Here is a 23,479-nt window from a genome sequence, read left to right on the forward strand (position 1 = left end):
TTTATGAAACTGAATAAAGTTGCTATGGCTGTCGCTTTGACCGCTGCTCTGGGTTCAATGTCTGCATTCGCTGATACGACGAATGGCCAAATTGAATTCCAGGGTGAACTGGTGAATACCGCATGTGGTCTGGCGCCAGGCTCCAGCCCGGTAAGCGTTGATTTTGGCCAGATTCCTGTTTCTGCGCTGGCTAATGGTGCGCGCGCCGGAAACGTACATCAGAACATCGAACTGCAGCACTGTGACACCACTGTTGCTCAAACTGCTGAAGTGACTTACTCCCCAACCAGCGTAAACCCAACGGATGCGTCTCTGGCAGCCTTCACATCTGGTACTGCGTCTGGTGCGGGTATTGGTCTGCGTGACAGCGCCAGTCAGGACGTTGTCTGGGGTAACGCAACCACCCCTGTTCAACTGGTTGATGGCACCAACACCATTCCGTTCGTGGCATATGTGAAAGCAGAAAGCGCAAGCGCGAGTGTGACGGCGGGTTCCTTCCAGTCAACGGTTAACTTCGAGATTGCTTATCAGTAATCCGCAGAGCGGAGTCAGTGCGGGAAAATTTCCCGCACTATTAAAGAACGAAAATAAAAACGTGTTCTTAATGCCGATTTATTTCGCTGTCGTGACGTAACTATTAAAGCGGAAGGCGTTACGGCGTTCGTACACGTTTTTAAATTGTCGACACCCACAAAATAATTATAACGCAGTGGAACGCAGAGCGCTTTTAATGGATTTGTTCGGGACGGGGATCATGTCAGTAAAATTAAATACTAATCTAACAATAATTGCTCTCCTGGTGATGAATTGCTGCTATGCGGCAACGGCGCGCGCGGAGGAGCGAGTTGAGTTTAATACTGATGTTCTGGATGCTTCGGATCGTACCCGTATCGATCTGTCACGCTTTGCGACAGATAACTATGTCACACCTGGTGATTATCTGCTGGATATCCGCATTAACGGCCAGTCGATAGGCCAGGAGAAAATCCGTTATGTGGAATCGCCTGACGGCAATCGTACGCTGCCGTGTATCAGCGGCGACCTGCTGGACAAACTGGCGCTGAAAGAAGACGCACGTACACAAGTCGCTCAAATCTATGAAAACTGCTATTCCCTGCAGCGTCTGTCGGGGGCGAAATTAAGTAACTATGCCGGTGTGCTTGATATCACCGTGCCCCAGGCATGGATGAAGTATAACGACCTTGACTGGACGCCGCCTGAACGTTGGGATGAAGGTATCGCCGGTCTGATTTTTGACTACAGCATTAACGGACAGCTGACGCGTCAGTTCAGCGACAATGAAAACTACAGCGCGATATCAGGCTACGGCCAGGCGGGAGCCAACATCGGCGGCTGGCGTATGCGCGGTGAATATCAGACAAGCTACTACAGCCAGACCCATCAATCCAATTTCGACTGGAACCAAATCTACGCCTACCGGCCATTGCCGATGATGGCGGCAAAACTGACGCTGGGTGAGATTTACCTGAACTCGCAGGTTTTTGATACGCTGCGATTTACCGGGATTAACCTCGCCAGCGATGAGCGGATGCTTCCTCCGGCACTACAGGGCTATGCGCCTGAAATCCACGGTATTGCCCGTTCGAATGCCAAAGTGACCGTCAGTCAGAGCGGGCGCGTCATCTATGAAACCACCGTCCCCGCCGGACCGTTCAATATTCAGGATTTGCGCAGTTCGGTGCGCGGTACGCTCGACGTGCGCGTTGAGGAGCAGGATGGCTCAATCTCGATGTTCCAGGTGAACACCGCCAACATTCCATATCTCACGCGTCCGGGCTATGTCCGTTACAACCTGTCGGGCGGCACGCCGTCTCGCTATAACCACTCACTGAAGGGGCCAACGTTCCTGTCTGGCGATTTCTCCTGGGGGATCAGTAATGCATGGTCGTTGTACGGTGGCCTGCAGTCGTCGGGTGAAGCCTACACCGCAACCTCTCTGGGGATTGGTCGCGATCTTAACGCGTTAGGAGCCATCTCCATTGATGCCACTGAGTCGTGGAGCCGTGAGCCTGACGGGAAACGTCTGAAAGGCACCTCATACAAGCTGAGCTATGCGAAAACCTTCGACGAATACAACAGCTCAATTACGTTCGCGGGATACCGCTTCTCGCAGGAAGACTTCCGCACAATGGCGCAATACCTTGATGAGCGTTATCAGGGTTATGACCGTGTCGGGCGCGAAAAACAGCTCTATACCATCACCGGGAGTAAAACCTTTTGGGCCGGTGAAGCGGGTAAAGCGACAACCGTTTTTCTTACCTGGACCCACCAAAACTACTGGAATCAACGCAGCCAGGATCGATACGGCCTGTCCGTGGGGCGTGTCTTCCGCATCGGTGATATCAACGGTATCACCGCCAATCTTTCCGCTTACCGTACTGACTATAAAGGGCAAAAGGACGACTCCATCTCCCTCTCATTATCTGTGCCGATTGGGGATAACAAATGGGCAGGGCTGGACGTCCAGACCAACAACGGTAAAACCAGCCCGATGGCGTCATACACCGACAACAGCGATTTCAACAATCTGTGGCGCGTTCGCGCGGGTGCCAGTCAGAACAGCAACGCCAGCGTGGACGGCTATTACCTGCACCGTTCGCAATTGGCGGAAATTAATACCAACGCCAGCTACCAGCAAAATGAGTTTATGGCGTTAAGTACCACCCTGCGCGGCGGTTTCACGGCGACCCGGCACGGCGCGGCGATGCATAACAGCGGCGCAACGATGAACACGGCACGCGTCATGGTCGATACCAACGGTATTGGCGGCGTCCCTCTCAATGGCGAAAAGTCCCGGACTAACCGCTTCGGTATTGCCGTTGTACCGGATGTAGTGAGCTACAACAGCTTTGACACCCGCGTAGACGTCGATGCCATGGATGGTGATATCGAACCGGCAAAAGCCATCAGTACCAGTACCCTGACGGAAGGGGCCATCGGCTATCAGGCTTTTGGGATGGCGAAGGGGATGAAGATGATGGGCACGTTACGCCTCGCAGATAACAGCGTCCCACCTTTCGGGGCGGAAATTTACAACACCGATGGCGTAAGCGTCGCCATGGTGCTGGAGGACGGCAAGGCATGGCTTGCGGGCATAAACGCCAATGAAACTCTGAATGTCATGTGGGCGGGCAAACAGCAGTGCAAAGTGACCATCCCGCCCGGCGTGAACAACGGACGTTCGGACACGCTTCTGCCGTGCCGTTAATCCCTGTGTAAAGCGTTATCTCACTGTAATTAAAGGCTAAAAATGAGCAAGAACAGACATAGCAGATATCTTATGGCGGCGTGTGCGCTGAGCCTGTTGAACGGCTACGCGCAGGCGGGCGTCTCTCTGGATCGGACGCGCATCATCATTACGGAGAAAGAGTCTTCGTCCAGCGCCAATCTGTCTAATACCAGTCCGGATATTCCGTTCCTGGCCCAGTCGTGGGTAGAGGATGAAAAGGGCAATAAGATCGCCTCGCCGCTGATTGTGCTCCCGCCGTTGCAGCGAATTAATGGGGGGCAGAAAGGGATAGCGCGCGTCACTAAAACGGCGGGCATCGACAAACTGCCGACGGACAGAGAGAGTCTGTTCTACCTCAACGTCAGGGAAATTCCACCAAAGCCGGAAAAACCCAACACGCTGCAGCTGGCAATGCAGTCACGCATCAAGTTGTTCTATCGCCCTGAAGCGGTGATCCCGAAGACAAAGGGGGAAGTTTGGCAGGATCGCCTGGTATTCCACAAAAGCGGCAGCGAGATGACCGTGCAGAATCCCACGCCTTACTACGTGACCATCCTCAGCTTGACCAGGGCCGATGGGCAGAAAATTACCCGTTTCCCGGGGATCATGGTTGCGCCTAAATCGAGCCAGAAGTTTGAGGTGACGGATGCAGGCGTTAGCCAGTTTTCGATGAAGTTTGTGAATGATTATGGCGGGCATCCGGAGCTGAAATTCCGGTGTGAAGGCACTACCTGCAAGGCGTTACCCCCCGCCCAGCAGGGCTAATCAGGAAGGAGCCTGACAATGCAAAACCCTTTTCCTTATGCAGCCCTTCTGGCGTTGTGCACGCTCGGATTTTCCGGGGCGGCGTGGTCCGTGGTGGACGGTGAAATTAAGGCGGTAAATGGTACCTATGAATACCTGATTAACATTAGCAATCATGACATTACCAGCAACCAGGTCGGTGCCGTTGTTATCGACGAATTTGACCTGGCTGGGATGTTTCAGGGCCGTGCGTACTGCGCACAGCCGATGATAAGCCAGCCGGTATATTACATGTCACAGGCGACGTTAACCCAATCAGGAATGACGGCGGGTTATCTCAAGCTCAATGACTACATGGACGTTAAAATCGAGATCTACATCGGCGGTAATTTACAGCAGTACAAAACCGTACCGTTCGATAACGTCTCCAACAACGTCAATCAGAACTACTGCAACCCCCCCAGCACCATACTGGACAATCAGTTTGCCTCCGGCGCGAAGGGAAAAGTGACCTTCATGATCACCAAACCCATTATCAACGGGGTGAACTTACAGGGTTCCGAAATCGCAACGCTTTATGGTCGACTGGGGCCGGGTGCCATGGGGCAAACGCCACTGTCGCGCGTTACCATCGCTTCCGGCGTCATCACCGTACCGGATAAATGCATCGTTAATCAGGGGACGCCTATCGTCGTCGACTTCGGCAACATTCCGGGAACGGGCAGCAGGCTGGATGGCATCAATTACAGTCAAAACGTACCGATTCACGTGAAATGCCAGGGCGGCAGTTTTTCTCAGGGAGAGCTGAATATCAAGCTGGGGGTCCAGCAGGCTAATCCGGCATTCACTGACGGTAAATACCTGAGTACCCAGGGAACCGCCGACCGGTCTGAGCTGGGCATCGCTTTGCGTGACAGCAAGGGTAATCCCGTGGTGCCAAACACGTTCTATAACGTGCCGGGATTTTCCCACAACGAGGGTGACTGGAACCTGATCGCCGCGCCGGTGGCCAAAAATGCCACCTCGGTTATCCCTGAAGGTGAATTCCATGCATCGGCGACGGTTGTGGCTGAATTCCAGTAAGGAGGGAATATGCATCTCATGATAATTATCCTCGCCTGTTTTTTGACGGCATTTTCTGCGACACCCGCCTGGGCGCGAGGGGAGTTGATTGGTGGCGATCTTAGCTTTAAAGGTGTCGTAATGGCTTACCCCTGCAGTATTGCGCCAGAATCGGCGCGGGTGCTGGTCGATTTCGGTGAGGTATCAACAAAGTCATTGTATCTAAACGGAAAAACAACACCGGTTCCGTTCACTATTACCTTGCAGGACTGTAATCCGAATGTCTTTAACGCGGTGACGGTGACGTTCAGCGGCATCGCCAACGGCAACATGGCGGACCGGCTGGCTATTAACGCCACTGCCCCAGGCAATGCGGGCGGGGTGGGGATAGGATTGCTGGAGGAGGATGATACGCCCGTGCGTTTGAATGTCGCCACGCGTCCCACCCTCATCAACGACACCCTGTTACGGCTAAGCTTCCAGGCCTTTGTTGAAGCGGAACCCGATGCCATTGCAAACGGAACGTTAACGACAGGGCCTTTTACCGCCACCGCAAATTATACATTGAACTATCAGTAGCGGCGCTAACAGGGAACTGCAGCATGAGGTATCAGTTTTTTCTTTACGATAAAAATATTTTTTATTCGCAAGGAATTAAAATGGTTATTACCAGCTTACTTGCTGAACAGGCGGACGTTTTATATTCCTTAACGGATGACTACGATCAGCTGCTTGCTCAACTACAGCGTCAGGTTAACGACGAGGGTTGCATGTGGATCCTCTGTGATTTAGATAGCCTGCCGCAAGAGCGGCTCCATACGCTGCAATTAATGAAAGAATTTTATCAGCATGAAAATAAAAGCCTGATTATGCTATTGAGTAAACACAATATGCCTCTTTTTTTTGCACTGTATTCGCTTTTGCCCACCGCGCATTGGCTGCTTAAAAATGAAAATATTGAGAGCATTATGCCGTTTTTTCAGCGTCTGTTGGATGAAAAACGTCAGGGATGTTGCTTTAGCGCATCGCTGGTCAGCTATACGCAAAAAAAAATTTACGACCGGAGCAGAGATCCCACTATTTCAGGGAGTGAGTGGTGGTTGATGGAAGAGTTATTTAAGGGGAAATCATTATCGCAAATATCAGACGAAGTAAATGTCGATATCCGTCGCTTGAGCTATATCAAGCGCCACTTAATGAAGAGGCTGAATATCAGAAGCAATATCGCTTTATTCTCCGCATTTAGAGGCATTATGCCCTGAATCCGTGAGCCAACCTTTCGGTAGAACGCATTACCGATTTAACGGTGCAAATTGTTGCACGTCATTAACTCGAAGTAAGGAAAACGGAAATGAAAAAACTGACAGTGTTTGAAGCCGCTGGCGTTGTAGGGGGAACCTGCAAGACCTGTGAAATCACGTATCAGAACGTCACCGTTGGTGGCGTCACCTCCTGTAAGCAGATCACAACCTGTACGGATAAGCATGGCTGCACGACCAGCATGAGAGATGCTGATCCGAGCAAATGTGGTGGTATCCCTAACCGCTATTAAAATCGGCACTGCCTGGGGTGTGCTGCCCCAGGCTTTTCTACTGTGAGAAAACGAGAGTGAACCCATTAACGCGCAAAACAGCGATCGGTTATTCGATCTTTCTGATTATTATTTCCGTTTCGATTACGGTGCTTTTCTATCATATTTTTGTTTTTAATTCCTTTGCCAAAGATGATTCCGCGACGCAGGCTTTTCGAGAGGTCAGCGCCGAAAAGCTTGCGAAAAGTCCGATAAAAAAAGAGCACAGTATTATCGAGGTCATGTCTTACGGTTGCCATTATTGTGCGGCAAACGAAGAGAACCTTGCAGAACTTACCCGTAAACTACCGCCGGACACCACATTTACCTCTATTCATATTGCAGGTGAGGATAATGGCCTTGCCGCCTATGCGCCGATCTTTGCCACGCTGGAAGCGATGGGAATAGAAAGGGATGTTCGCGACAGTGCGTATAACGCCATTATCACGCGAAACGTCGATCTGACGGATGAGAAAAAACTGAACGGTTGGTTAGCGAAAAATAATATTGATGTCGTCAAGTTTACGACATTGAGGAAAAGTAAAAAGGTTAAGGAACGTCTCAGCGAAATGGCGGCTATTGCCGATTACTACGATATTAACGCCACGCCGATGTTTATTATTAATCAACGCTATGTTGTCGCGCAGGACCGCGAATTCCCGGCGTTTGCGCAGCGCATGCTGGAACTGCTCAAAGAGGATAAATAATTCTGTGATCAGATTATTGATTGTCTGGAGCGTGTTTAGTGTCAAAAATAGCGCGGGAAAAATTGAAGTCATTCAGCGAACGCTTTCTCAGTGCGGTATTTTTCTATTGCGAAAAATAATGCGATACGTGCCTCTCCCCGTGACGCTGGTGGTAGCGAAGGGACTCTGCGCATCGCGGCTTCTCGGACGCGCGTTTCGCTTACAAAACGCGGTGGCTAATGAAAACTATCGTTGCCTGACCGGGCAAACGTCCCGGCTGGACGTGGCCTGGATGGCAGTCCGGCGACGCCTGCTGGAAGAGGCCGCCACCTGGGGGCAAAACACGGTGCTGCTTCAGCAAATTCGTGCTTGCGCCGCGGATCTCGATGCGGTGGTCGCACCGCTGCACCAGCAAAACGCGCCCTATATCCTGGCACCGCTCCATACGGTGTCTGACGTGCTGGCTGCCATCATTGGTGCCAGCGTCACGCCGGGTAAAGCGAGCGTGGTGGTTTCTTCCAGCGCTGAGCTTTACAGCGCCCCCGTCCGTGCGCTTGGGGGTGTTGCACTCGCCTACTGTTCAATTCATCAGGAGAACAAAACGCTGGCCAGCGGCCTGATGGAGCTCATCACCGATGTCGCCGTCGGGCAGCAGAACATGATTATTTTTCCTGATATCTCGCCCGACTATACCTCGCAGGCAGAAGGGGCGCGGGTGGCGAAGCTGCCATGTCGTTTATTTGGTCGTAGCGCAAAGTTGCATAGCGGTCTGGTGCGTCTTTCCGGCGCGATTGCCGCACAGGTCGTGTTTTATCACCTCAGCTATGACAACGGCCTGCGCATCCACATTCATCCGCCGGTGAGCAGTCAGAATGTCGCCAGCGTGCTGCCCGACATCATTGAATCTACCCTGCGAAAGCACCCGCAGGAGTGGCTCCTCTGGCACAGCCATTCTCTCTACTTTATTAATCACTCACTATAAAAATGAAAACCACGATCCCGAATCTGATCTTTCAGGAAGAGACCAACGAGTGCGGGCTGGCGTGCGTAGCGATGCTGGCGCAAACGCAGGGGCAGACGATCTCGCTCGAGACGCTGCGCGGCATTTTTCCAGCCTCCGATCACGGTACTTCGCTGGACACGCTGATGGCCATCCTTGCGCGGTTGGGCATTGCGACGACGCCCGTGCTGTTTGAGCACCATGAGCTAAGTGAACTGCCGCTGCCGGCCATTTTGCACTACGGTGCGAGCCACTATGTCCTGCTGGCCTGGCGTAAAGGTAACCACGTCTGTGTAATGAACCCGGCGATTGGCGAGCAGTGGCTGCCCTTTGCCGCGCTTAAGCAGGAGATCAGCGGTTATGCCCTGATTGTGGAACCCGACCAGGTGCTGGCCGCCGATCCCGAGCTGGCGCTGCCGACAACGGTACAGTCCATGCCAGGGGTGATGAGCATGCAGGAGACGGCGGGCGAGCCGGGTATTTATCGGCTGATGCTGTTGACCTTCCTGGTGTCGTTAACGCTGTTTCTGATGCCCACGATGGTCAGTAGCGCCATCAACCAGGCCTTCTCCAGCGTGGAGAACAGCGGCTTCCCGTACGGTTGGTTTATCCTGGCGTTTGTGGTCTCGTCGCTGATGGCTCTGGGCGTTCGGGCGATCAGCGAACGCTACATCAAACGGTTTGTGCTGATCCACAGCGGCGTCGGATTTTCTCGTCTGCTTCAAAACCCACTACGTTTTTTTGAAAAACGGGCCCCAGGGGAGATCTTCAGCCGCTTTACCGCCTGGCAGATGGGCCTGCTGCAGAAGATCGAGCTGGATAATGGTCTGCGTTCCGATTGGGTGATAGGTGCGATCGCGCTGGCGATCATGTTCTGGATCGCCCCGGTCCTGGCGGCGATCTCCGCCATCGGCGTGACGGTGATGGGGATCATCAGCGTCTGGGCCGTTATCCGCGACCGCTGGTTTACCCAGCAGCTGCAGCTGAAAAGCGCCGCGCTGAATGATTTTTTTATGGAGACCATTCAGGGCATCTTGACCGTCAAAACCGCCGGGCTGGAAGGGCAGCGTCAGGGGCAGTTTGCCGCCTTAAGCCGCGAACTGTTTGCATGCTTACAGCGCCAGAAGGTCTATCAACAGGTAAAAGAGGGTCTGTATCAGCTGAGCGGCAGCCTGGAGATGGTGGCGTTTATGCTGGTGGTGCTGCCGATGGTTCACGGCAAGCTGATCTCACTGGGCGATTTTTTTGCCTACAGCTTCCTGCGGCAAATCTTTACCTCCTACGTCACGCGGATCTTCTACGCCATCATTCAGAAAACGCAGCTGCACGTGATCGACACCCGCGCGCATGCCCTTTTTGCGCCACGGGAAGACGGTGCGCGCGCGCCGCTAACAACAATACCGCCAGCTGATGCGGCGCCTGATTTGGACTTTAACGCGCTGGGCTACGGGTACGATCCCGCCATGCCCGTCCTCGCATCCGTCTCATTATCGCTCCGGCCAGGGGAGCAGATTGCAATTGTGGGGGAGTCGGGGGCCGGTAAAAGCACCTTACTCCGGTTGATAGCCGGGCTGTTCTCCCCACAGGCGGGAGGATGTTATGCAGGCGGGAACGCGCTGCCTGCCGCACAGCTGGCGCAGTATGTCTGCCTGCAAAGCCAGGAGGACATTCTCTTTAACGCCTCGGTGCGTGAAAACATCACCTTATTCGACGCGTACTACCGGGAACGCGACCGCGGACGGGTTGAGGCTCTGCTTGATGCTCTCGCGCTGGGTGACGTGGTGCGTGCATTGCCAGGGGGGCTGGATGCCCTGATCCGCGAGAGCCACGCGGCGCTGTCTCTCGGCCAGCGTCAACGGCTGTTGCTGGCCCGCGCGCTGTACAGCTCACGCCCTGTTTTGCTCCTTGATGAGCCGACGGCCAATCTTGACGACGAGACCTCGGCAATCGTCATGGCAACGGTCCACGCGCACTGCCGAAGGGCTGGAAAATCATTGATTGTTGTCACGCACAGCGAGCAGGTTTTATCGGGCTTTCAGCAGGTTTACCGCCTGGCTGGCGGCAGGCTCAGCCTGCGGGAGGGTGGCAATGAAGCTTGATTCCCGCTGGGTCATGCTGGGCTGCGGTCTGGCGCTTGCCGCCGCGATGGCGGGGTTTTGGGTGGTGATGGACTCGCCCTCACCGCATGCGCGCCTGGCCGTGGAGACTATCGGCACCGGCGACATCGAAAAGGTGGTGCTGGTGACGGGGATCCTGAAGCCAGCGGTACAGGTTAACGTCGGTGCTCAGGTCAACGGGCAGTTGCGTAAATTGTATGTTCGCCAGGGAGAGCGGGTGAAAAAAGGACAACTGCTGGCGGAAATCGACCCGACGCTGCAGGAGTCGGAACTCAGGAATACAAAGGCACAGCTCGCCAGCGCCCGAGCGCAAAAGCTCTCTGCGCAAGCAACGTTGCTGCGCTACCGCCAGGAGCTGGATCGTCAGCGCATGATGCAGCGCGACGGCTCAGGCGTGCGCAGCGAGTTTGAGCAGGCCAGATCGCAATACGCGGTGCAGGTACAGCAGATTGAGGTGAGCGAGGCGCAGATCGCACAGGCTGAAATGGCGGTGAAAACGGCGCAGGCCAACCTCAGCTATACGCGCATTGTCGCGCCGGTTGACGGCGAGGTATTGGGTGTTGTGACCCGTGAAGGACAGACTATCGTTTCGTCGCAAACGGCGCCGACCATCCTGGTGCTGGCGGATCTCGATACGATGCAGGTACAAACGCGTATCTCTGAGGCGGATGTCCAAAAAATTCATCCCGGCCAGCCGCTCAGTTTCTATGTCATTGCCAATCCGGATAAACGTTACACCAGCACCATGGGCTATGTGCAGCCTGCGCCGCAGGACGCGATCGAGGCATCCGGCGAGAGAGGGATGGGCGGGAACCCGCAGGCCGCGGCGGTCTACTACACCGGCACGTTCGAGGTGCCTAACGCCGGTCGTGAACTCAAAACGTCAATGACGGCACAGGTCTTTATTCAGATCGCCAGGGCCAGTAAAGTTCTGCGCGTTCCGGTTGCCGCGCTGGGCCAGGCGATGGATGGCGATCGATACACCATTACCACCGTTGAAGACGGGAATACGCAGTCCCGTACGATCCGCATCGGCATTAACGACCGTCAATACGCCGAAGTGCTTGAAGGGCTGCAGGCGGGCGACCAGGTGGTGCTGACACAAGACGTGGAGCGAGGATAACGGATGGAGCCGATTATCGTTCTACGGCAGGTCTGCCGAACATTTAACGCGGGCACGCAAACGCTGGCAGTGCTGAGTGATATTTCACTGACCTTTCATCGCGGCGAAATGGTGGCGATTGTGGGGGCGTCCGGCTCGGGTAAGTCCACGCTGATGAACATCATCGGCTGCCTGGACAGGCCCTCTTCCGGAGAGGTACTGATCAATGGCACGCCGGTGCATAGCGCGGATAACCTCTACCTTGCCGATCTGCGCAGTCGTTATTTGGGGTTCATTTTCCAGCGCTATCACCTGATGCCGTATCTGACCGCAGAAGAAAACATTGCCATTCCCGCGCTGTACACCGCGATGTCGGAACGGGAGCGCACGGCGCGCGTGCGAAGATTGGCCTTTCAGCTCGGACTTGAAAACCGGCTACGGCACCGTCCAGCGGAGCTTTCTGGCGGACAACAGCAGCGCGTGAGCATTTGTCGGGCACTGATAAACGGCGCGCACGTTATCCTGGCAGACGAACCTACCGGAGCCCTGGACAGCACCAGCGGTAAGGCGCTGATGGGCGTGTTGCATCAGCTGCATGCGGATGGGCACACGGTCATTATCGTTACCCACGATCGCGACGTCGCCCGACAGGCGCAGCGCATTATTGAGATCGGCGACGGGCGAATCATCAGCGATGTTCAGCACGCCGAGGCGTGTCCCTCAAAACCGCTGCCGGAGCAGGATAACGGGCGGGCGTCACTGGCGCGGCGCCTTCGCGAATCTGTTCGTATGGCCTGGCGTGCACTGGCTGGGCACCGGCTGCGCGCGTTTCTCTCCATGCTGGGGATCATCATTGGCATCGCATCGGTGGTGTCATCTATGGCAGTAGGGGAAGGCGCGCGGCGGTCAATCATGGATGAGATTGGCAAGTTGGGAAATACGACGCTTGAGATACGCCCGGGAACCGGATGGGGCAATGCGCGTCCGGACATGGAGCATGCGCTGTCGATGGAAGACGTGCGCAGTTTGCAGACGCTGCCGTGGGTGATGGGCGTCTCGCCGATCGTCAGCAGCACGGCGCTTGCGGTGCGCAAAGGCTTCGATTCCTCAATGATGCTGTCCGGTGTTTCGCAAGACTTCTTCTCCCTGCAGGGACTGCGCTTTGTTCAGGGCACGGGCTTTACGGCACGTGATGTTGCGGATGGCGAACCGGTCATCATTCTTGATGAAACCGGGCGGGATACGCTGTTCCCCGGTGGGGAAAATCCGCTTGGTGAGCTTGTGCAGATTACCGGTGCGCCGTGGCGGGTGATCGGTGTCGCCACCCGCCCGGGGCCGAAAGTGGTGGGGGGATTCATGGCTGCGTGGGTGCCTCATACCGCGTTGCAGCAGCGACTGACGGGGCAAATACCGCTGGAGTCGCTGGTTCTCCGTTTCCAGCCGCCGCTGGAGCCACAGGAGGCCGCGGAGCGCGTGGAGCGTCACCTGCTGCGGGAGCATGGGCGGAAAGATTTCTTTATTCAGACCGATGACCGGCTGGCGAATGCCATGCAAAAAACCTCTGACTCTATGTCGCTTCTGATTACCGCGATCGCGGCCATCTCGCTGCTGGTGGGCGGCGTGGGGGTGATGAACATCATGCTGGTGTCAGTGACGGAGCGGACGCATGAAATCGGCATTCGATTATCGGTAGGGGCGCGTCCCGCGGACATCATGAATCAGTTTCTCATCGAAGCAGTGATGATCTGCGCGCTCGGCGGCCTGGTTGGGGTGCTAGGTGCCTGGCTGGTGGGGCAATTTTTTGCCTTCGTCACGGATGCATTTTCAATGGTGTTTACCGTCTTCCCGGTGCTGATGGCCTGCGGCTTTTCCGCTGCGATTGGCCTGGCGTTTGGTTATTTCCCGGCGCGCAGTGCCGCACGCCTTAACCCCACAGAGGCGCTGGCTCGCGAATGACAAGACACCTCTTTTTAGCCGCGCTGCTACTTCTGGCGGGGTGTAGCGCGATGACCCGCAGCGACTACCAGCGCCCAGTGCTGTCATTACCGACAGGGTGGCCCACGATGACGGAGAAGGAAACGGAAAACGGCTGGCGTTTTAACGATCCCCGCCTGTCTCGGGTAATCGAACAGGTACTGGAAAGCAATAACGATCTCGCGGCGGCAGCCATCACGCTGCAGCAGGCACGCGTTGCGGCAGGGCTAACCCGCACCAACGTGACCCCCGACGTCAGGGCGAGCGGTTCCGTCAGCAACAGTAAAACGGTGCGTCAGGGGACACCTGCACAGGAGAGCTACAGCGGCGGTATTGCTATCGCCTGGGAGTTGGATCTGTGGGGGAAACTGGCGCGTACCCGTGAGCAGAGTGAATGGCAGGCCAGGGCGAGCGAGCAGGATTACCATGCGACCGTCCTTTCTACTATTGGCACCACGGCCCAGCTTTACTGGCGCATCGCCCTGTATAACCAGCAGATCCGCAACCAGCGTGACGGCCTGACGATCTCGGAACAGACCGTGCAGCAGGTGGCGTCGTGGTTTAACGCCGGAAAAGTAGGGCAGCTTGATGTTCTGCAAGCACAGCAAGCGCTGCTGGAGCGGAAAAATCAGCTCAGAACCTTAGTTCAGCAGCGCCAGAACACACGCAATGCGTTAGCGCTGTTGCTCAACAGACCAGCCGAGCAACATGCGGATGAATCGATCGCGCTGGATGTCCATCAGCAGGTGCCCATCTCGCGCACAACGCCGCTGCGGGCGATCGCTCAGCGGCCTGACATTCAGGCTGCTGAGTCGCGCCTGCGCGCTGCGCTTGCGGGTTATGACGCGGCTCGCCTGCAGTTTTACCCCGCGCTTTCTCTTGATGCGTCTCTGAATGCCGGAAGCCAGGTTTTCAGTCAGTGGTTCCGCGACCCAATCCTCACAACAGGCGCCGCGCTGGCCTTGCCGTTTATCCAGTGGAATACCCGCCAGCTCACCGTTGAGCAGGCGGATTTAGCAACAAAACTGGCTGCGGTCGCTTTCCGTTCTACCGCCTATGCCGCACTCGCTGAAGTGGATGAGGCCATGGAAAACCGGCTAAGCGCAGATGAGCAACGCGCCAGGCTACTTCAGTCGCAGGCCCTGAGCCAGCGGCGATTGTCCCTCACGGAAAACCGTTATCGCGCAGGCGCGGTGGATTTCCAGACGCTGCTCGACGCGCAGGACGAACTGTTGACCACAGAGAACGCTCTCGCGCAAATCCAATACGACTACCTCTACGCCACGCTGCAGCTCTGGCTGGCGCAAGGGGGCGACACGCAATACAGGATAATGAAAGATGAAGCTTAAACATGGAGATAAGCGGGTTGTTGTAACCGGTTATGGCACCGTTACACCCCTTGGCGTCACGGCTGATGAGAGCTGGCAGGCGATCGTGAACTACCGGCTTGGGTATCGTTACGTCGATTACACGGCGCAGAATATCAAAACCCATTTTCTTGGGCTGGTGGATAACGAACCCAGCCTGGTCGGGGTGCCGGCCGCCGTCAGACGCCGCCTGCCGCGGTTTGCCCGGCTCACGTTTGGCGCGGCGCGTCAGGCCATGGCGATGGCCTTTGGTGACCAGCCACCGCAGGAGTTCTACAGCCCGCTAGACTGCGGAGCGATCATGGGCACCGGCTGGGGAGGGCTGGACGAAAGTTACGATGCGCAACGTGATTTTTCGGCAACGGGTTTCGCCTCGCCCTTTAACTGTTTTTATTCGATGCCGAGCGTCACCACTGCCGCCTGCAGCCAGTTCTGGGGGCTTAACGGCTTTCAGAATACCGTTGTGGCGGCCTGTGCGACGGGAACGATCGCGATTGGCGAAGCCTACGAGGTGATCCGCACCGGAAGGGCGCAGATGATGCTGGCAGGCGCCGGGGAGTCTCTGACGAGTCCCTGTGCGATCTGGAATATCGACGTATTAGGGGCGTTGAGCAAAGAGGCGCGGGATCCGCGGCGCGCCAGCTGTCCTTTCAGCGCGCACCGTAATGGATTCGTGCTGTCAGAAGGTGCGGCGGTGCTGTGTCTGGAGGAGCGCGAGGGGGCGATCGCGCGAGGAGCAACTATTCTCGGTGAAATCACGGGTTACGCCAATTTCTCTGACGCCTGGGATTTTACTTCGCCCGCCGAAGACTGCCTTGCGCGCGTGCAAACCATCATCTCCGTGCTGCGGCAGGCGGAGCTTGAACCCGGGCACCTGGACTATATCAACGCTCACGGTACCTCGACGCCGCTGAACGACATCAACGAAACGCAGTCGCTAAAAATGGCGCTGGGGGATGCGGCCTGGTCTATCCCCATTTCCAGTACGAAATCCTACTCGGGACACTTAATTTCAGCCGCAGGCTCGTTCGAGAGCATCGTCTGCCTGCAGGCCATCGCCCACGGAATGATTCCCGCAACGGCCAATTTCCAGCAGGCCGATGAGCGCTGCGACCTTGACTATGTTGTGGAAGGGCATCGTACCGCGAATATCCGCCGTACGCTCAACCTGAGCTTTGGGTTTGGTGGCGCAAACGCGGCGTTAATTCTGGAGAAACATTCATGATGACGCTGCATTACAGCCAGCAGGACGCACGGTTGTGGGCTGCATTTTCAGGGGATTACAATCCGGTGCATTTCGATAAGGCGTGGGTGAAATCGCAGGGCGGAAGCAGGCTCAGCGTTCACGGCATGCGGGCATTGCTGGATGTTAAACGGTTCATTAGCCCGGAGGTTCGCCGCTCACCCTTTCTGAAGTGTACCGTGCGGTTGCGCAGACCGCTGTGGCGGGACACCGATTATCTTCTGATGCGCGACTCAAATAAGCCCGTTTCAGCCGCCGTGCACGATCTTACCGCGCAGAAAGTCTGCCTCTCATGCACTATCGTGCCGGTGAGTCTTTTCGCTGTGGAAGAAGCAGAAAGTCAGCGAGAACTCGGCGCGTCAACGATTGCCGCGCTGCATCAGACTTTTTTACCTCTGCTTCCCGACGCCCGGCAGTGGCATTTTCTTGATGCGCTGCTGTTTCGCCATCTTCTTCAGGATACCGCGCTGTTAGATCAGAACGTCATTGCATCGCTGGTGCCGGCTGGTCGCACGCTGGACGCCCTATTCACCCGCTATCCCGTTGTGCAAACCCATCAGGAGGTTGTTTTCGACAGCCATCTGCTCGCGCCCTGGCAGTCGGTGCTTTTACCAGAACCTCTTGAGATCGAGACATTACCCGCCATGGTGGTCGGCGATCTTTTACAGGGTGCAGTGGTGCGAATTGCTGCGCAAACCCGCTATCAACAACACTACATTAGCAGTGCCGTGACGCTGAAAGTCGGCCCGCTGACAAAAGGAAATGCAAATGAAACCGTATGAAAACATCTACAGCAAAATCAGTGAAATGATTGCCGATGCGAAAGATATGACGCTGGAGGCGCTGACGCCGGACACGACGCTGCCGCAGCTGGAGCTCGACAGCCTCGATTATGTTGAACTGATGGTGCTGGCGAAACGCGAGTTTGATGTGACCCTCACGGCTGAAATGTTTATGAAAAAGCAGCCGATGACCCTCCGCGATTTGAGTCTGTACATCGAACAGGAAATGGCCGGCTGAGATGGAAAAGAGATGGATGTTGATCACCGGCGGCAGCAGAGGAATTGGTCAGGCTTTGGTGAGCCACCTGTTGCCAGACTGGAACATTGTGTTTACCGGCCGCAGTGAGGCCGGTATTGGCCGCACGCTGGCGCAGGCGCGCGAACTGCATACGTCAACCTGGGTTAAAGGTTACCGCTGCGATGGTCGCGACGAGGGGAATGTTCAACGACTGGCGATGTCGCTGCTTGATGAGTTTGGCGCACCCGCGGCGATTATTCACAACGCCGGAATGACCCGTGACGCACTGCATATTCATCAAACGGCACGCGACTGGCAGGATGTGCTGACGAACAACCTGGTTGCGCTCGTGAACTGGAACCGAATTCTCTTGCCCGCCATGATGATGCAGGGCCGCGGAGCCATCGTGCTCATGTCGTCCGTCACGGCAATAAAGGGCAACAGCGGGCAAACGGCTTATGCGGCCAGTAAGGCGGCAATGATTGGCCTGACGCGTTCGCTGGCTCAGGAGATGGGGCGGTTTGGTATTCGGGTAAACTGTCTGGCACCTGGACTCATTGAGGGAGAAATGGTGGAGGCTATCCCAGAAGCCCGCCTGAAAGCTATGCGGCAGAATATTCCCTTACGCCGTCTGGGGCAAACGCAGGACGTTGCGCACGCGGTTGCCTTTCTGGTCGGAGAAGGGAGCCGCTATCTCACGGGGCAAACGCTGGTGCTGGACGGAGGTTTGTCAGTCTGAGGTAAGGCAACCGCGAGAAGGGCTACTTCTCGCGGCTCATGACGAGCTCAGCTGATTAATTCGCTGTACCAGCGCGCGTCGTTCTTTGACGGATTCCTGGAATATCTGTAATAAAATAGCACTGTGTTGCCGCACGATCCCCGCCAGCTCGGGTGTGATTTCCGCCGTTTCAGCCACGCGAGCCTTAAATTCCGACGATAGCGTGACTCCCTGCAGTAAGGAGGCCAGCCAGATACTGGCTTTGATGATCGTCACTTCCGGGGGATAGGCTGATTTTGCATCTACCGATTTCTGAATCTGACACCACCCGGCAATGTCTCGGATTGCTTCGATAGGATAGAGTTCATCCCACACGGTATTACCCCCATCGGCATGTGCCGGTGCGGCGCACACGGCCAGCGTTGGGAGATTATGCAACAGCCCCCCGATTTCAATTTTCAGACACTGCACAGGAGGAATACCCATCTCTTTGGCAAGGTATCCCGATATTCTCCCAACCACCAAAGAATGCTGAACGCCATGTTGACTGAAGCCATCAATAATAAACGCCAGCATACCGGCGATATCACGGAAGTTATGTAAAGAGATGAAGTCGTTATGAATACGGGGGACTTCTTTAATATAATCGTCAAATGCGGTCGATTTTATTCTTAGCCAAAAGTGTTCGCTTTTTGCGACCCTTCGAAATGCGTTGATATATTCTGGTTGAAATAATTCACTTTCACCGCTGACAATGATTTTTATAATTTCTTCTTTTGCCGTGATGATATCGCCAGCACGATAGTGTGCGATTAAAACATCCAGACGATCCGCCAGATAGATGATATGGCTTTCTTTAGGCGTTTTTACGCCATTAACACACGCGCCTCGACCATTTTTCCAATGGGTATGATGATAGCGTACAATTGCATGTAATGGATTCAGTAAAGGAACACTGGCCAGTAATTCAGCCCCCACAGCGGCGTGATTATTGAGTTCATTATCGTAATAGCTCATGGGCTGGAGACGAGACTCTTCGTTCAGTCCTCCGATATCATGAAGCAGGGCTGCCAGCAGTGTTTTCCGACATTGCGCAGGCGTAAACTGCGACTCACGTGCCAGAAGCCAGGCAATATACGCCGTTCTGACATGATGCAAGTTAAGTCGGGGGTTGATCATGTCTATTATTTTTGAAATGCAAGCCAGTGATTCTATTAAGTTTATATTCATGATATTGAAAATTTAACTTACGCTGTGCTTCGTTAAAGAAAACCACACAAATTAATTTCGCTTGCAACCATACTGCGGGAATGTGTGGTTACCAAAGAGTATTGTATTATTATTGAATTTATCGAGGTAAATTATCTTGTCATCAGACCCTTTGCCAAACAATAAGTTCATGGCGACACTGTCGTCAATATTGTCTGTACTATCGCGCAGGGTGAGGACGCTTGTAACTTGATATAAATGTGCACTGGCGTTAAACGGTTTATATTTTATCTTTAGCGTGCGTGATATAAGTTGGTTTTTATTGTTATGAGAAAGTAAACCATCGATATTGATAAATATATTATCGTTCGACATGTTGAAAAAAATCAGGCCTTCAGCATGAATAGTATCGTTATTGATGTTTTGTACAACAGAAAACTGCGACTCACATGAGAAAGTAGAGGGTCTGGTAAACGAAAAAATCCCCCCCGCCAGGGAGAGGCCGAGGCAGAGGAACAGGAAAAAGACGCGCTTAGACATTGGTTTTTTCTCTGTAATAAAAACTTTCGCAGTTGCCGTTATTACACTCAATCAGAAGCAAATGTATAATATTCCCCAGCGCTCCTTTTATCTGCTTTTTGTAAAGATACAATTCTTTAGGCTGTGAGCAGTCGAACGGTTGCGTTGTAAAATTAAAACTATTTTTGACATCCCATAGCGTCAGGGCGGGGGAGGTAAAGATAATGCATTGGTCGTCAACGATTTTATGTATATCCTCCCCGGAATCGACGTTATGAGGCCTAATTAACAAAAGGATTAATACAAAACCCAGCGTCATTATTCGGGCAATCCTTTCAAAAAAAGAAGGAGAAGGTGGGTTGCGGGTGGGATCGGGGGCTTTTTCTTCCAGAAAAGGGGTTCGATACTCGCGATCGTTATGGATGACGACGTCATCCGCAATCTTGAAACCAATGCGCGGAACGGTAGTAATGATCTCTTTTTCTACGCCCAGGTCGCTCAGGTTTCTGCGTAACGTAGAGATATATTGATTTAGATTACTATTTGATGCTCTGGCACCGTATTGATCAAATACCGAATGGAAAATTTCACTCCTGGAAAGGATATCGCCGCGGTGGTTGAGTAATTCTGCTAACAGACGCGTAGAAGTCTGGGATAATTCAACGCAATCTCCGGTCAGCAGATTCAGGAGAGATGCATCCTCTGTATCAAAAGTGATAAATCCCTCAATATCGTACCTCATTTCCCTCTCCTCCCTAAGCCTTACTTTTCTCTCACATACCGACTGTTTTTGATAAAACAGCATGAAAGTCAGATAAAAATCCTGTTTTTACTTTCATCTAAAGCTAATGTTGCTGGTTGACTCAAGGGATTTCATACTGCTAACGCCTTCAAAAATCAGGAGTCGACAATGAAACTCTCACAGTGTTCATACAACCCGGGTGCTGTACATCCAGGCTACAACGCCCCTCACGACAATCTGCAGATGTTAGCGGCGGAAATGGGAATAAGTGGTCTGGCGACGATCAGAGGGCCGGAACAAATGTTGATTCTCAATTTATTGAAAGATCATAGTACGCGCGGTCTTTCCACCAGGGAGCTTGCCGATCTGTGCGGTATTTCAATTTATAAAGTTAGACACTTACTTCTTCCGCTGGAAAAATATGGCCAGGTTATACGGGATAAAATGCAAAAACATCATCAGTGGTTTTTATCAAAGAAAGCGACATAAATTATGTTCGCATTCTAACAAGGGGTATTTTTATTTGCAACAATGGGGCAGAAGTCAAATAGATATGTCTAAAACTTTTGAAAAATACTAATTATAATCTCGCAGGGTGGTAAGAAAATTCCCAATAAAATTTTTAATGTTCCGGTATTAAGCATAATGTCTTTATGTTTTTTTGACTCAGAATAATATTGCTGCTTTTACGACTGAATGCCCCGCATTTCGTAAATGCGGCACGTGCATCTCTGCATCAGGGTTGCCGTGATGAGGAAGCACCGTCTGTTTGACCAAAGAAGGCATCTTAAGGGAGGTAAGCGAATGTTTTTTTCAGGTGCAGAAAAGCAAAAGCCCAGCCATAGGCTGGGTTCTTTAAATAGTGGTGCCGGACTCGGAATCGATGTATTTTATTAATTAATTGATATTTATTGTTATTTTTTAATTTGATTATTTTTGTACCCTCAATTGTACCCTCGGTCCCTTTTGAATGTTTTTGAGGACCAAAATGGTGTCTTTGTTCTTACAGAAAACGCCAGGTGAGGTGGACAAACGGCATCAGCGCCGTGTTAGATTCGCTATGGCTATTCCTGTTTGACAGCGAGTCTAATGCAGGGGGCTATCTTACCGATTTTCTCGCGTATGCCAAACACGTAAGATGTAGAGCGTGTTAACGCTTAGTTCATAGTGCATTTCATAGTTTCCTACGATCAGACGACGCACTTCGCGTGGTTCATACCTTGCCAGTGCGGGTCCCATACGTGAATGCGTCAGCAGATTAACCGGGGCAACCACCAGTGATTGAAGCACCTGTGCTGCTGCTTCCGGATTGACGTTGGCAATAAATTCGCGCAGCCTCTCCAAATCCTGCAACGCATGATCTGACCATACAACCTGCATTACTTCTGCCCTGACTGCGGTACGGGAAGTGGCGTGTTGCTGTTAAGGCTATTAACCCATTTTAAAACATCTGCCTGTTCCACCACTTTGCCCGCATCCACATCTGACAGACCTTCCAGAATCATTTGATGACGGTTCTCTTCCTGCTCAATAATAGCAGCCAGGGCTTGTTTGACGAGCCAGCCACGGGAGCGATCATAATTTGCAGCCAGTTCGTCGAGTTTCTCTGCCATTTCAACAGGTACATGTGCAGTGATAACGCGTGTGGGTGATTGTCCCATGAAGTGTCTCCTTGTGATTAAAATTAAATCATATCCAATCGAATAGTAACCCGCAATGCTGAGGTAAGGACACCCCCTTAATTTCCTAAACCAGCGTAGTACTGTGTTAGTTCCGTTCCGGTAATATGCCCGGATAGTGTCTGGCAATGATGTCGTTCAGCTTCTCTGTCAGATCCGCTCGTCTGAATACGATGTGCGCCGTCCCCTTCTGAAAATACGTAATCACAAACATCTCATCTTCATAGCGGTTGCTGTGCCTGTTCTCATGGATATGATCGCCTAACCGACGGGTCACGTCTGCCCGGTTGTCGGGAACCGGCTTCCCATCAAGAATCATCAGCATGCGCTCCAGATCTGCTAACCGATCGCGTTGCCAGCCCCAGTTGAGCCCGAATCCCCACATGTCGTGTTTCACCAGTCCGTTCACGATGATCTTTTTGCCAAACTTACAGGGGTTATTCGACTTGTAATCCCAGCTCAGCCCCTTAAACACGTTAATCACCCCGCGCTCAAACACCTCGCCTTTGCTCTGGTGCAATTGTTTAAATGTGCTGAGGATATTTTCTTCACAGATAGCGGGAATATCGTCCTTTTCCAGGCTGCTGTACCACTGGTCACGCGCCTGAGCGTCCATGAGCGCCAGCATACCTGAGCGTTGCATCAGGTCGCGCCAGAGGCTGCGATCGAGATTGCGGGTGATGGCTTTCATCGCTGATTCTGGCTTCTCCATCAGCCAGCAGTCGTAACGGTACTGGCGTACTGCCCACTCATTCGCTCTGCCGCCGCCGATACTGGCTGTCAGTGCTGAGATATCGTCGAGTTGCTGAATGAGCGCTTTAATCTGCGCCAGTGCAGCGTGACGCCCGGTGACAATGCGTTCGATGCTGGTGGAGCAAATCACACCGGTGTGCCCGGTTAATACTTCAGGTTCAGTGTGGATCATGTCTGACATTGTGTCTTCCTTATATAAACAAAAACGCCAGCCGGTAAGGGCTGGCGCTTATGGCGTCTGTCACGTTCAGGAGTGGGCGCTCTGCAGAAGCCGGAGATGGCGCAGATCGCGTACGTCGTTTCGCGCCTGCTCAATCCAGGGCAACAACGTTGCTGAGTCGGTGTTGTCTTCGTCGTTGTCGAAGATGATCCCCGTACCACAATCGATATTGTCCTGCAGCCACTCAATCAGAATGTTGAGAGCGGCTTCGGTGGTTAACTGCGGCATGAAAGTATCCTGTGATAAGTGGGGGTTACCAGCCGAATGTGGCGAAGCCTGGCAGAACTTCTCCGGCAGCATCCAGATGAATGATGCCAGCAGCGTAACGGCGCATAAGCGTAACAACCAAACGACGAAAGGCTTTTGATAACCCCATTCTCTTGAGCTCCAGCACCGGGAATAAGCGAGCGTTGAGTCTGAGCAGGTAGCCGTAGCCGGTGTAAAGTACCCAGTCGCTGTTGCTGCCGTCGTGATGCTGAACAGAGGCCTGATCCAGAATCGTGT

At 53.5% G+C, this 23,479-nt stretch carries 26 protein-coding genes; 18 read left to right on the top strand and 8 right to left on the bottom strand.

Going from position 1 to position 23,479, the window contains the following annotated elements; genetic code table 11:
• The first annotated feature begins 3 nt into the window (after positions 1 to 3).
• From EXW94_RS00330 to EXW94_RS00410, 17 genes are all read left to right on the top strand, one after another.
• A complete protein-coding gene (locus tag EXW94_RS00330) occupies positions 4 to 534 on the top strand; it encodes a fimbrial protein (RefSeq protein WP_010427801.1) in 531 nt (176 codons plus the stop codon).
• A gap of 220 nt (positions 535 to 754) precedes the next feature.
• The gene (locus EXW94_RS00335) at positions 755 to 3,229 is read left to right on the top strand and encodes a fimbria/pilus outer membrane usher protein (RefSeq protein WP_174339238.1); all 2,475 of its coding nucleotides are present in this window, start codon (positions 755 to 757) and stop codon (positions 3,227 to 3,229) included.
• A gap of 42 nt (positions 3,230 to 3,271) precedes the next feature.
• Positions 3,272 to 4,015 (top strand): molecular chaperone, encoded by a 744-nt coding sequence (locus EXW94_RS00340; protein WP_249420882.1) that lies wholly within the window; start codon positions 3,272 to 3,274, stop codon positions 4,013 to 4,015.
• 18 nt (positions 4,016 to 4,033) lie between these two features.
• The gene (locus tag EXW94_RS00345; RefSeq protein ID WP_108417922.1) at positions 4,034 to 5,077 is read left to right on the top strand and encodes a fimbrial protein; all 1,044 of its coding nucleotides are present in this window, start codon (positions 4,034 to 4,036) and stop codon (positions 5,075 to 5,077) included.
• A 9-nt stretch (positions 5,078 to 5,086) separates the two neighbouring features.
• A complete protein-coding gene (locus EXW94_RS00350; protein ID WP_108417921.1) occupies positions 5,087 to 5,635 on the top strand; it encodes a fimbrial protein in 549 nt (182 codons plus the stop codon).
• A gap of 80 nt (positions 5,636 to 5,715) precedes the next feature.
• A complete protein-coding gene (locus EXW94_RS00355) occupies positions 5,716 to 6,318 on the top strand; it encodes a DNA-binding response regulator (protein WP_254797791.1) in 603 nt (200 codons plus the stop codon).
• 89 nt (positions 6,319 to 6,407) lie between these two features.
• Positions 6,408 to 6,608 carry a DUF4762 family protein gene (locus EXW94_RS00360; protein ID WP_174339240.1) on the top strand — a complete coding sequence of 67 codons (201 nt, stop codon included), beginning with the start codon at positions 6,408 to 6,410 and terminating at the stop codon, positions 6,606 to 6,608.
• 56 nt (positions 6,609 to 6,664) lie between these two features.
• Entirely contained in the window at positions 6,665 to 7,333 is a 669-nt protein-coding gene (locus EXW94_RS00365) for a DsbA family protein (protein ID WP_174339241.1), read from the top strand.
• 4 nt (positions 7,334 to 7,337) lie between these two features.
• Complete coding sequence (locus EXW94_RS00370) at positions 7,338 to 8,294, top strand: ABC transporter (protein ID WP_174339242.1); 957 nt, start codon at positions 7,338 to 7,340, stop codon at positions 8,292 to 8,294.
• Positions 8,295 to 8,296: 2 nt separating this feature from the next.
• Positions 8,297 to 10,411: a peptidase domain-containing ABC transporter gene (locus EXW94_RS00375; protein WP_174339243.1), complete on the top strand. Its 2,115-nt coding sequence runs from the start codon at positions 8,297 to 8,299 to the stop codon at positions 10,409 to 10,411.
• Entirely contained in the window at positions 10,401 to 11,552 is a 1,152-nt protein-coding gene (locus EXW94_RS00380; RefSeq protein WP_174339244.1) for an efflux RND transporter periplasmic adaptor subunit, read from the top strand. Before EXW94_RS00375 ends, EXW94_RS00380 begins: the two co-directional genes overlap by 11 nt.
• A gap of 3 nt (positions 11,553 to 11,555) precedes the next feature.
• Positions 11,556 to 13,487, top strand: coding sequence for an ABC transporter permease (locus EXW94_RS00385; RefSeq protein ID WP_174339245.1), 1,932 nt, complete (start codon positions 11,556 to 11,558; stop codon positions 13,485 to 13,487).
• Positions 13,484 to 14,854, top strand: coding sequence for a TolC family protein (locus EXW94_RS00390; RefSeq protein ID WP_174339246.1), 1,371 nt, complete (start codon positions 13,484 to 13,486; stop codon positions 14,852 to 14,854). The genes EXW94_RS00385 and EXW94_RS00390 overlap by 4 nt, the downstream gene beginning before the upstream one ends.
• Complete coding sequence (locus EXW94_RS00395) at positions 14,844 to 16,097, top strand: beta-ketoacyl synthase (RefSeq protein ID WP_174339247.1); 1,254 nt, start codon at positions 14,844 to 14,846, stop codon at positions 16,095 to 16,097. Before EXW94_RS00390 ends, EXW94_RS00395 begins: the two co-directional genes overlap by 11 nt.
• Positions 16,094 to 16,897, top strand: a complete 804-nt coding sequence (locus EXW94_RS00400; protein WP_174339248.1) for a MaoC/PaaZ C-terminal domain-containing protein — start codon at positions 16,094 to 16,096, stop codon at positions 16,895 to 16,897. The genes EXW94_RS00395 and EXW94_RS00400 overlap by 4 nt, the downstream gene beginning before the upstream one ends.
• Positions 16,884 to 17,135 (top strand): acyl carrier protein, encoded by a 252-nt coding sequence (locus tag EXW94_RS00405; protein ID WP_108417911.1) that lies wholly within the window; start codon positions 16,884 to 16,886, stop codon positions 17,133 to 17,135. The genes EXW94_RS00400 and EXW94_RS00405 overlap by 14 nt, the downstream gene beginning before the upstream one ends.
• Before the next feature lies 1 nt (position 17,136).
• The gene (locus tag EXW94_RS00410) at positions 17,137 to 17,874 is read left to right on the top strand and encodes an SDR family oxidoreductase (RefSeq protein WP_174339249.1); all 738 of its coding nucleotides are present in this window, start codon (positions 17,137 to 17,139) and stop codon (positions 17,872 to 17,874) included.
• 36 nt (positions 17,875 to 17,910) lie between these two features.
• On the opposite strand, the gene EXW94_RS00415 is transcribed toward EXW94_RS00410, so the two are convergent.
• Genes EXW94_RS00415 through EXW94_RS00425 form a run of 3 tightly spaced genes read right to left on the bottom strand, consistent with a single transcriptional unit; the run spans position 17,911 to position 20,323 of the window.
• Complete coding sequence (locus tag EXW94_RS00415; RefSeq protein WP_174339250.1) at positions 17,911 to 19,083, bottom strand: HD domain-containing protein; 1,173 nt, start codon at positions 19,081 to 19,083, stop codon at positions 17,911 to 17,913.
• A gap of 51 nt (positions 19,084 to 19,134) precedes the next feature.
• The gene (locus EXW94_RS00420; protein ID WP_174339251.1) at positions 19,135 to 19,602 is read right to left on the bottom strand and encodes a FidL-like protein; all 468 of its coding nucleotides are present in this window, start codon (positions 19,600 to 19,602) and stop codon (positions 19,135 to 19,137) included.
• Positions 19,595 to 20,323: a helix-turn-helix domain-containing protein gene (locus EXW94_RS00425; RefSeq protein WP_108417908.1), complete on the bottom strand. Its 729-nt coding sequence runs from the start codon at positions 20,321 to 20,323 to the stop codon at positions 19,595 to 19,597. Before EXW94_RS00425 ends, EXW94_RS00420 begins: the two co-directional genes overlap by 8 nt.
• Before the next feature lie 168 nt (positions 20,324 to 20,491).
• On the opposite strand from EXW94_RS00425, the gene EXW94_RS00430 reads away from it, so the two are divergent.
• Positions 20,492 to 20,812 carry a FaeA/PapI family transcriptional regulator gene (locus EXW94_RS00430; RefSeq protein ID WP_010427781.1) on the top strand — a complete coding sequence of 107 codons (321 nt, stop codon included), beginning with the start codon at positions 20,492 to 20,494 and terminating at the stop codon, positions 20,810 to 20,812.
• 615 nt (positions 20,813 to 21,427) lie between these two features.
• On the opposite strand, the gene EXW94_RS00435 is transcribed toward EXW94_RS00430, so the two are convergent.
• The 5 genes from EXW94_RS00435 to EXW94_RS00455 form a co-directional block, all read right to left on the bottom strand.
• Complete coding sequence (locus tag EXW94_RS00435) at positions 21,428 to 21,703, bottom strand: type II toxin-antitoxin system RelE/ParE family toxin (protein WP_174339252.1); 276 nt, start codon at positions 21,701 to 21,703, stop codon at positions 21,428 to 21,430.
• A complete protein-coding gene (locus EXW94_RS00440) occupies positions 21,703 to 21,984 on the bottom strand; it encodes a CopG family ribbon-helix-helix protein (RefSeq protein WP_174339253.1) in 282 nt (93 codons plus the stop codon). Before EXW94_RS00440 ends, EXW94_RS00435 begins: the two co-directional genes overlap by 1 nt.
• A gap of 106 nt (positions 21,985 to 22,090) precedes the next feature.
• Positions 22,091 to 22,936 (bottom strand): DUF4942 domain-containing protein, encoded by an 846-nt coding sequence (locus EXW94_RS00445; protein ID WP_174339254.1) that lies wholly within the window; start codon positions 22,934 to 22,936, stop codon positions 22,091 to 22,093.
• A gap of 66 nt (positions 22,937 to 23,002) precedes the next feature.
• Positions 23,003 to 23,203, bottom strand: a complete 201-nt coding sequence (locus EXW94_RS00450; RefSeq protein ID WP_174339255.1) for a DUF957 domain-containing protein — start codon at positions 23,201 to 23,203, stop codon at positions 23,003 to 23,005.
• A 25-nt stretch (positions 23,204 to 23,228) separates the two neighbouring features.
• A partial coding sequence (locus tag EXW94_RS00455; protein ID WP_254797793.1) for a DUF5983 family protein occupies positions 23,229 to 23,479 on the bottom strand: 251 nt, incomplete at its 5' end.

Origin of the sequence: Enterobacter sp. JMULE2 (assembly GCF_013337145.1) — a bacterium.
Lineage (GTDB): Bacteria > Pseudomonadota > Gammaproteobacteria > Enterobacterales > Enterobacteriaceae > Enterobacter > Enterobacter mori.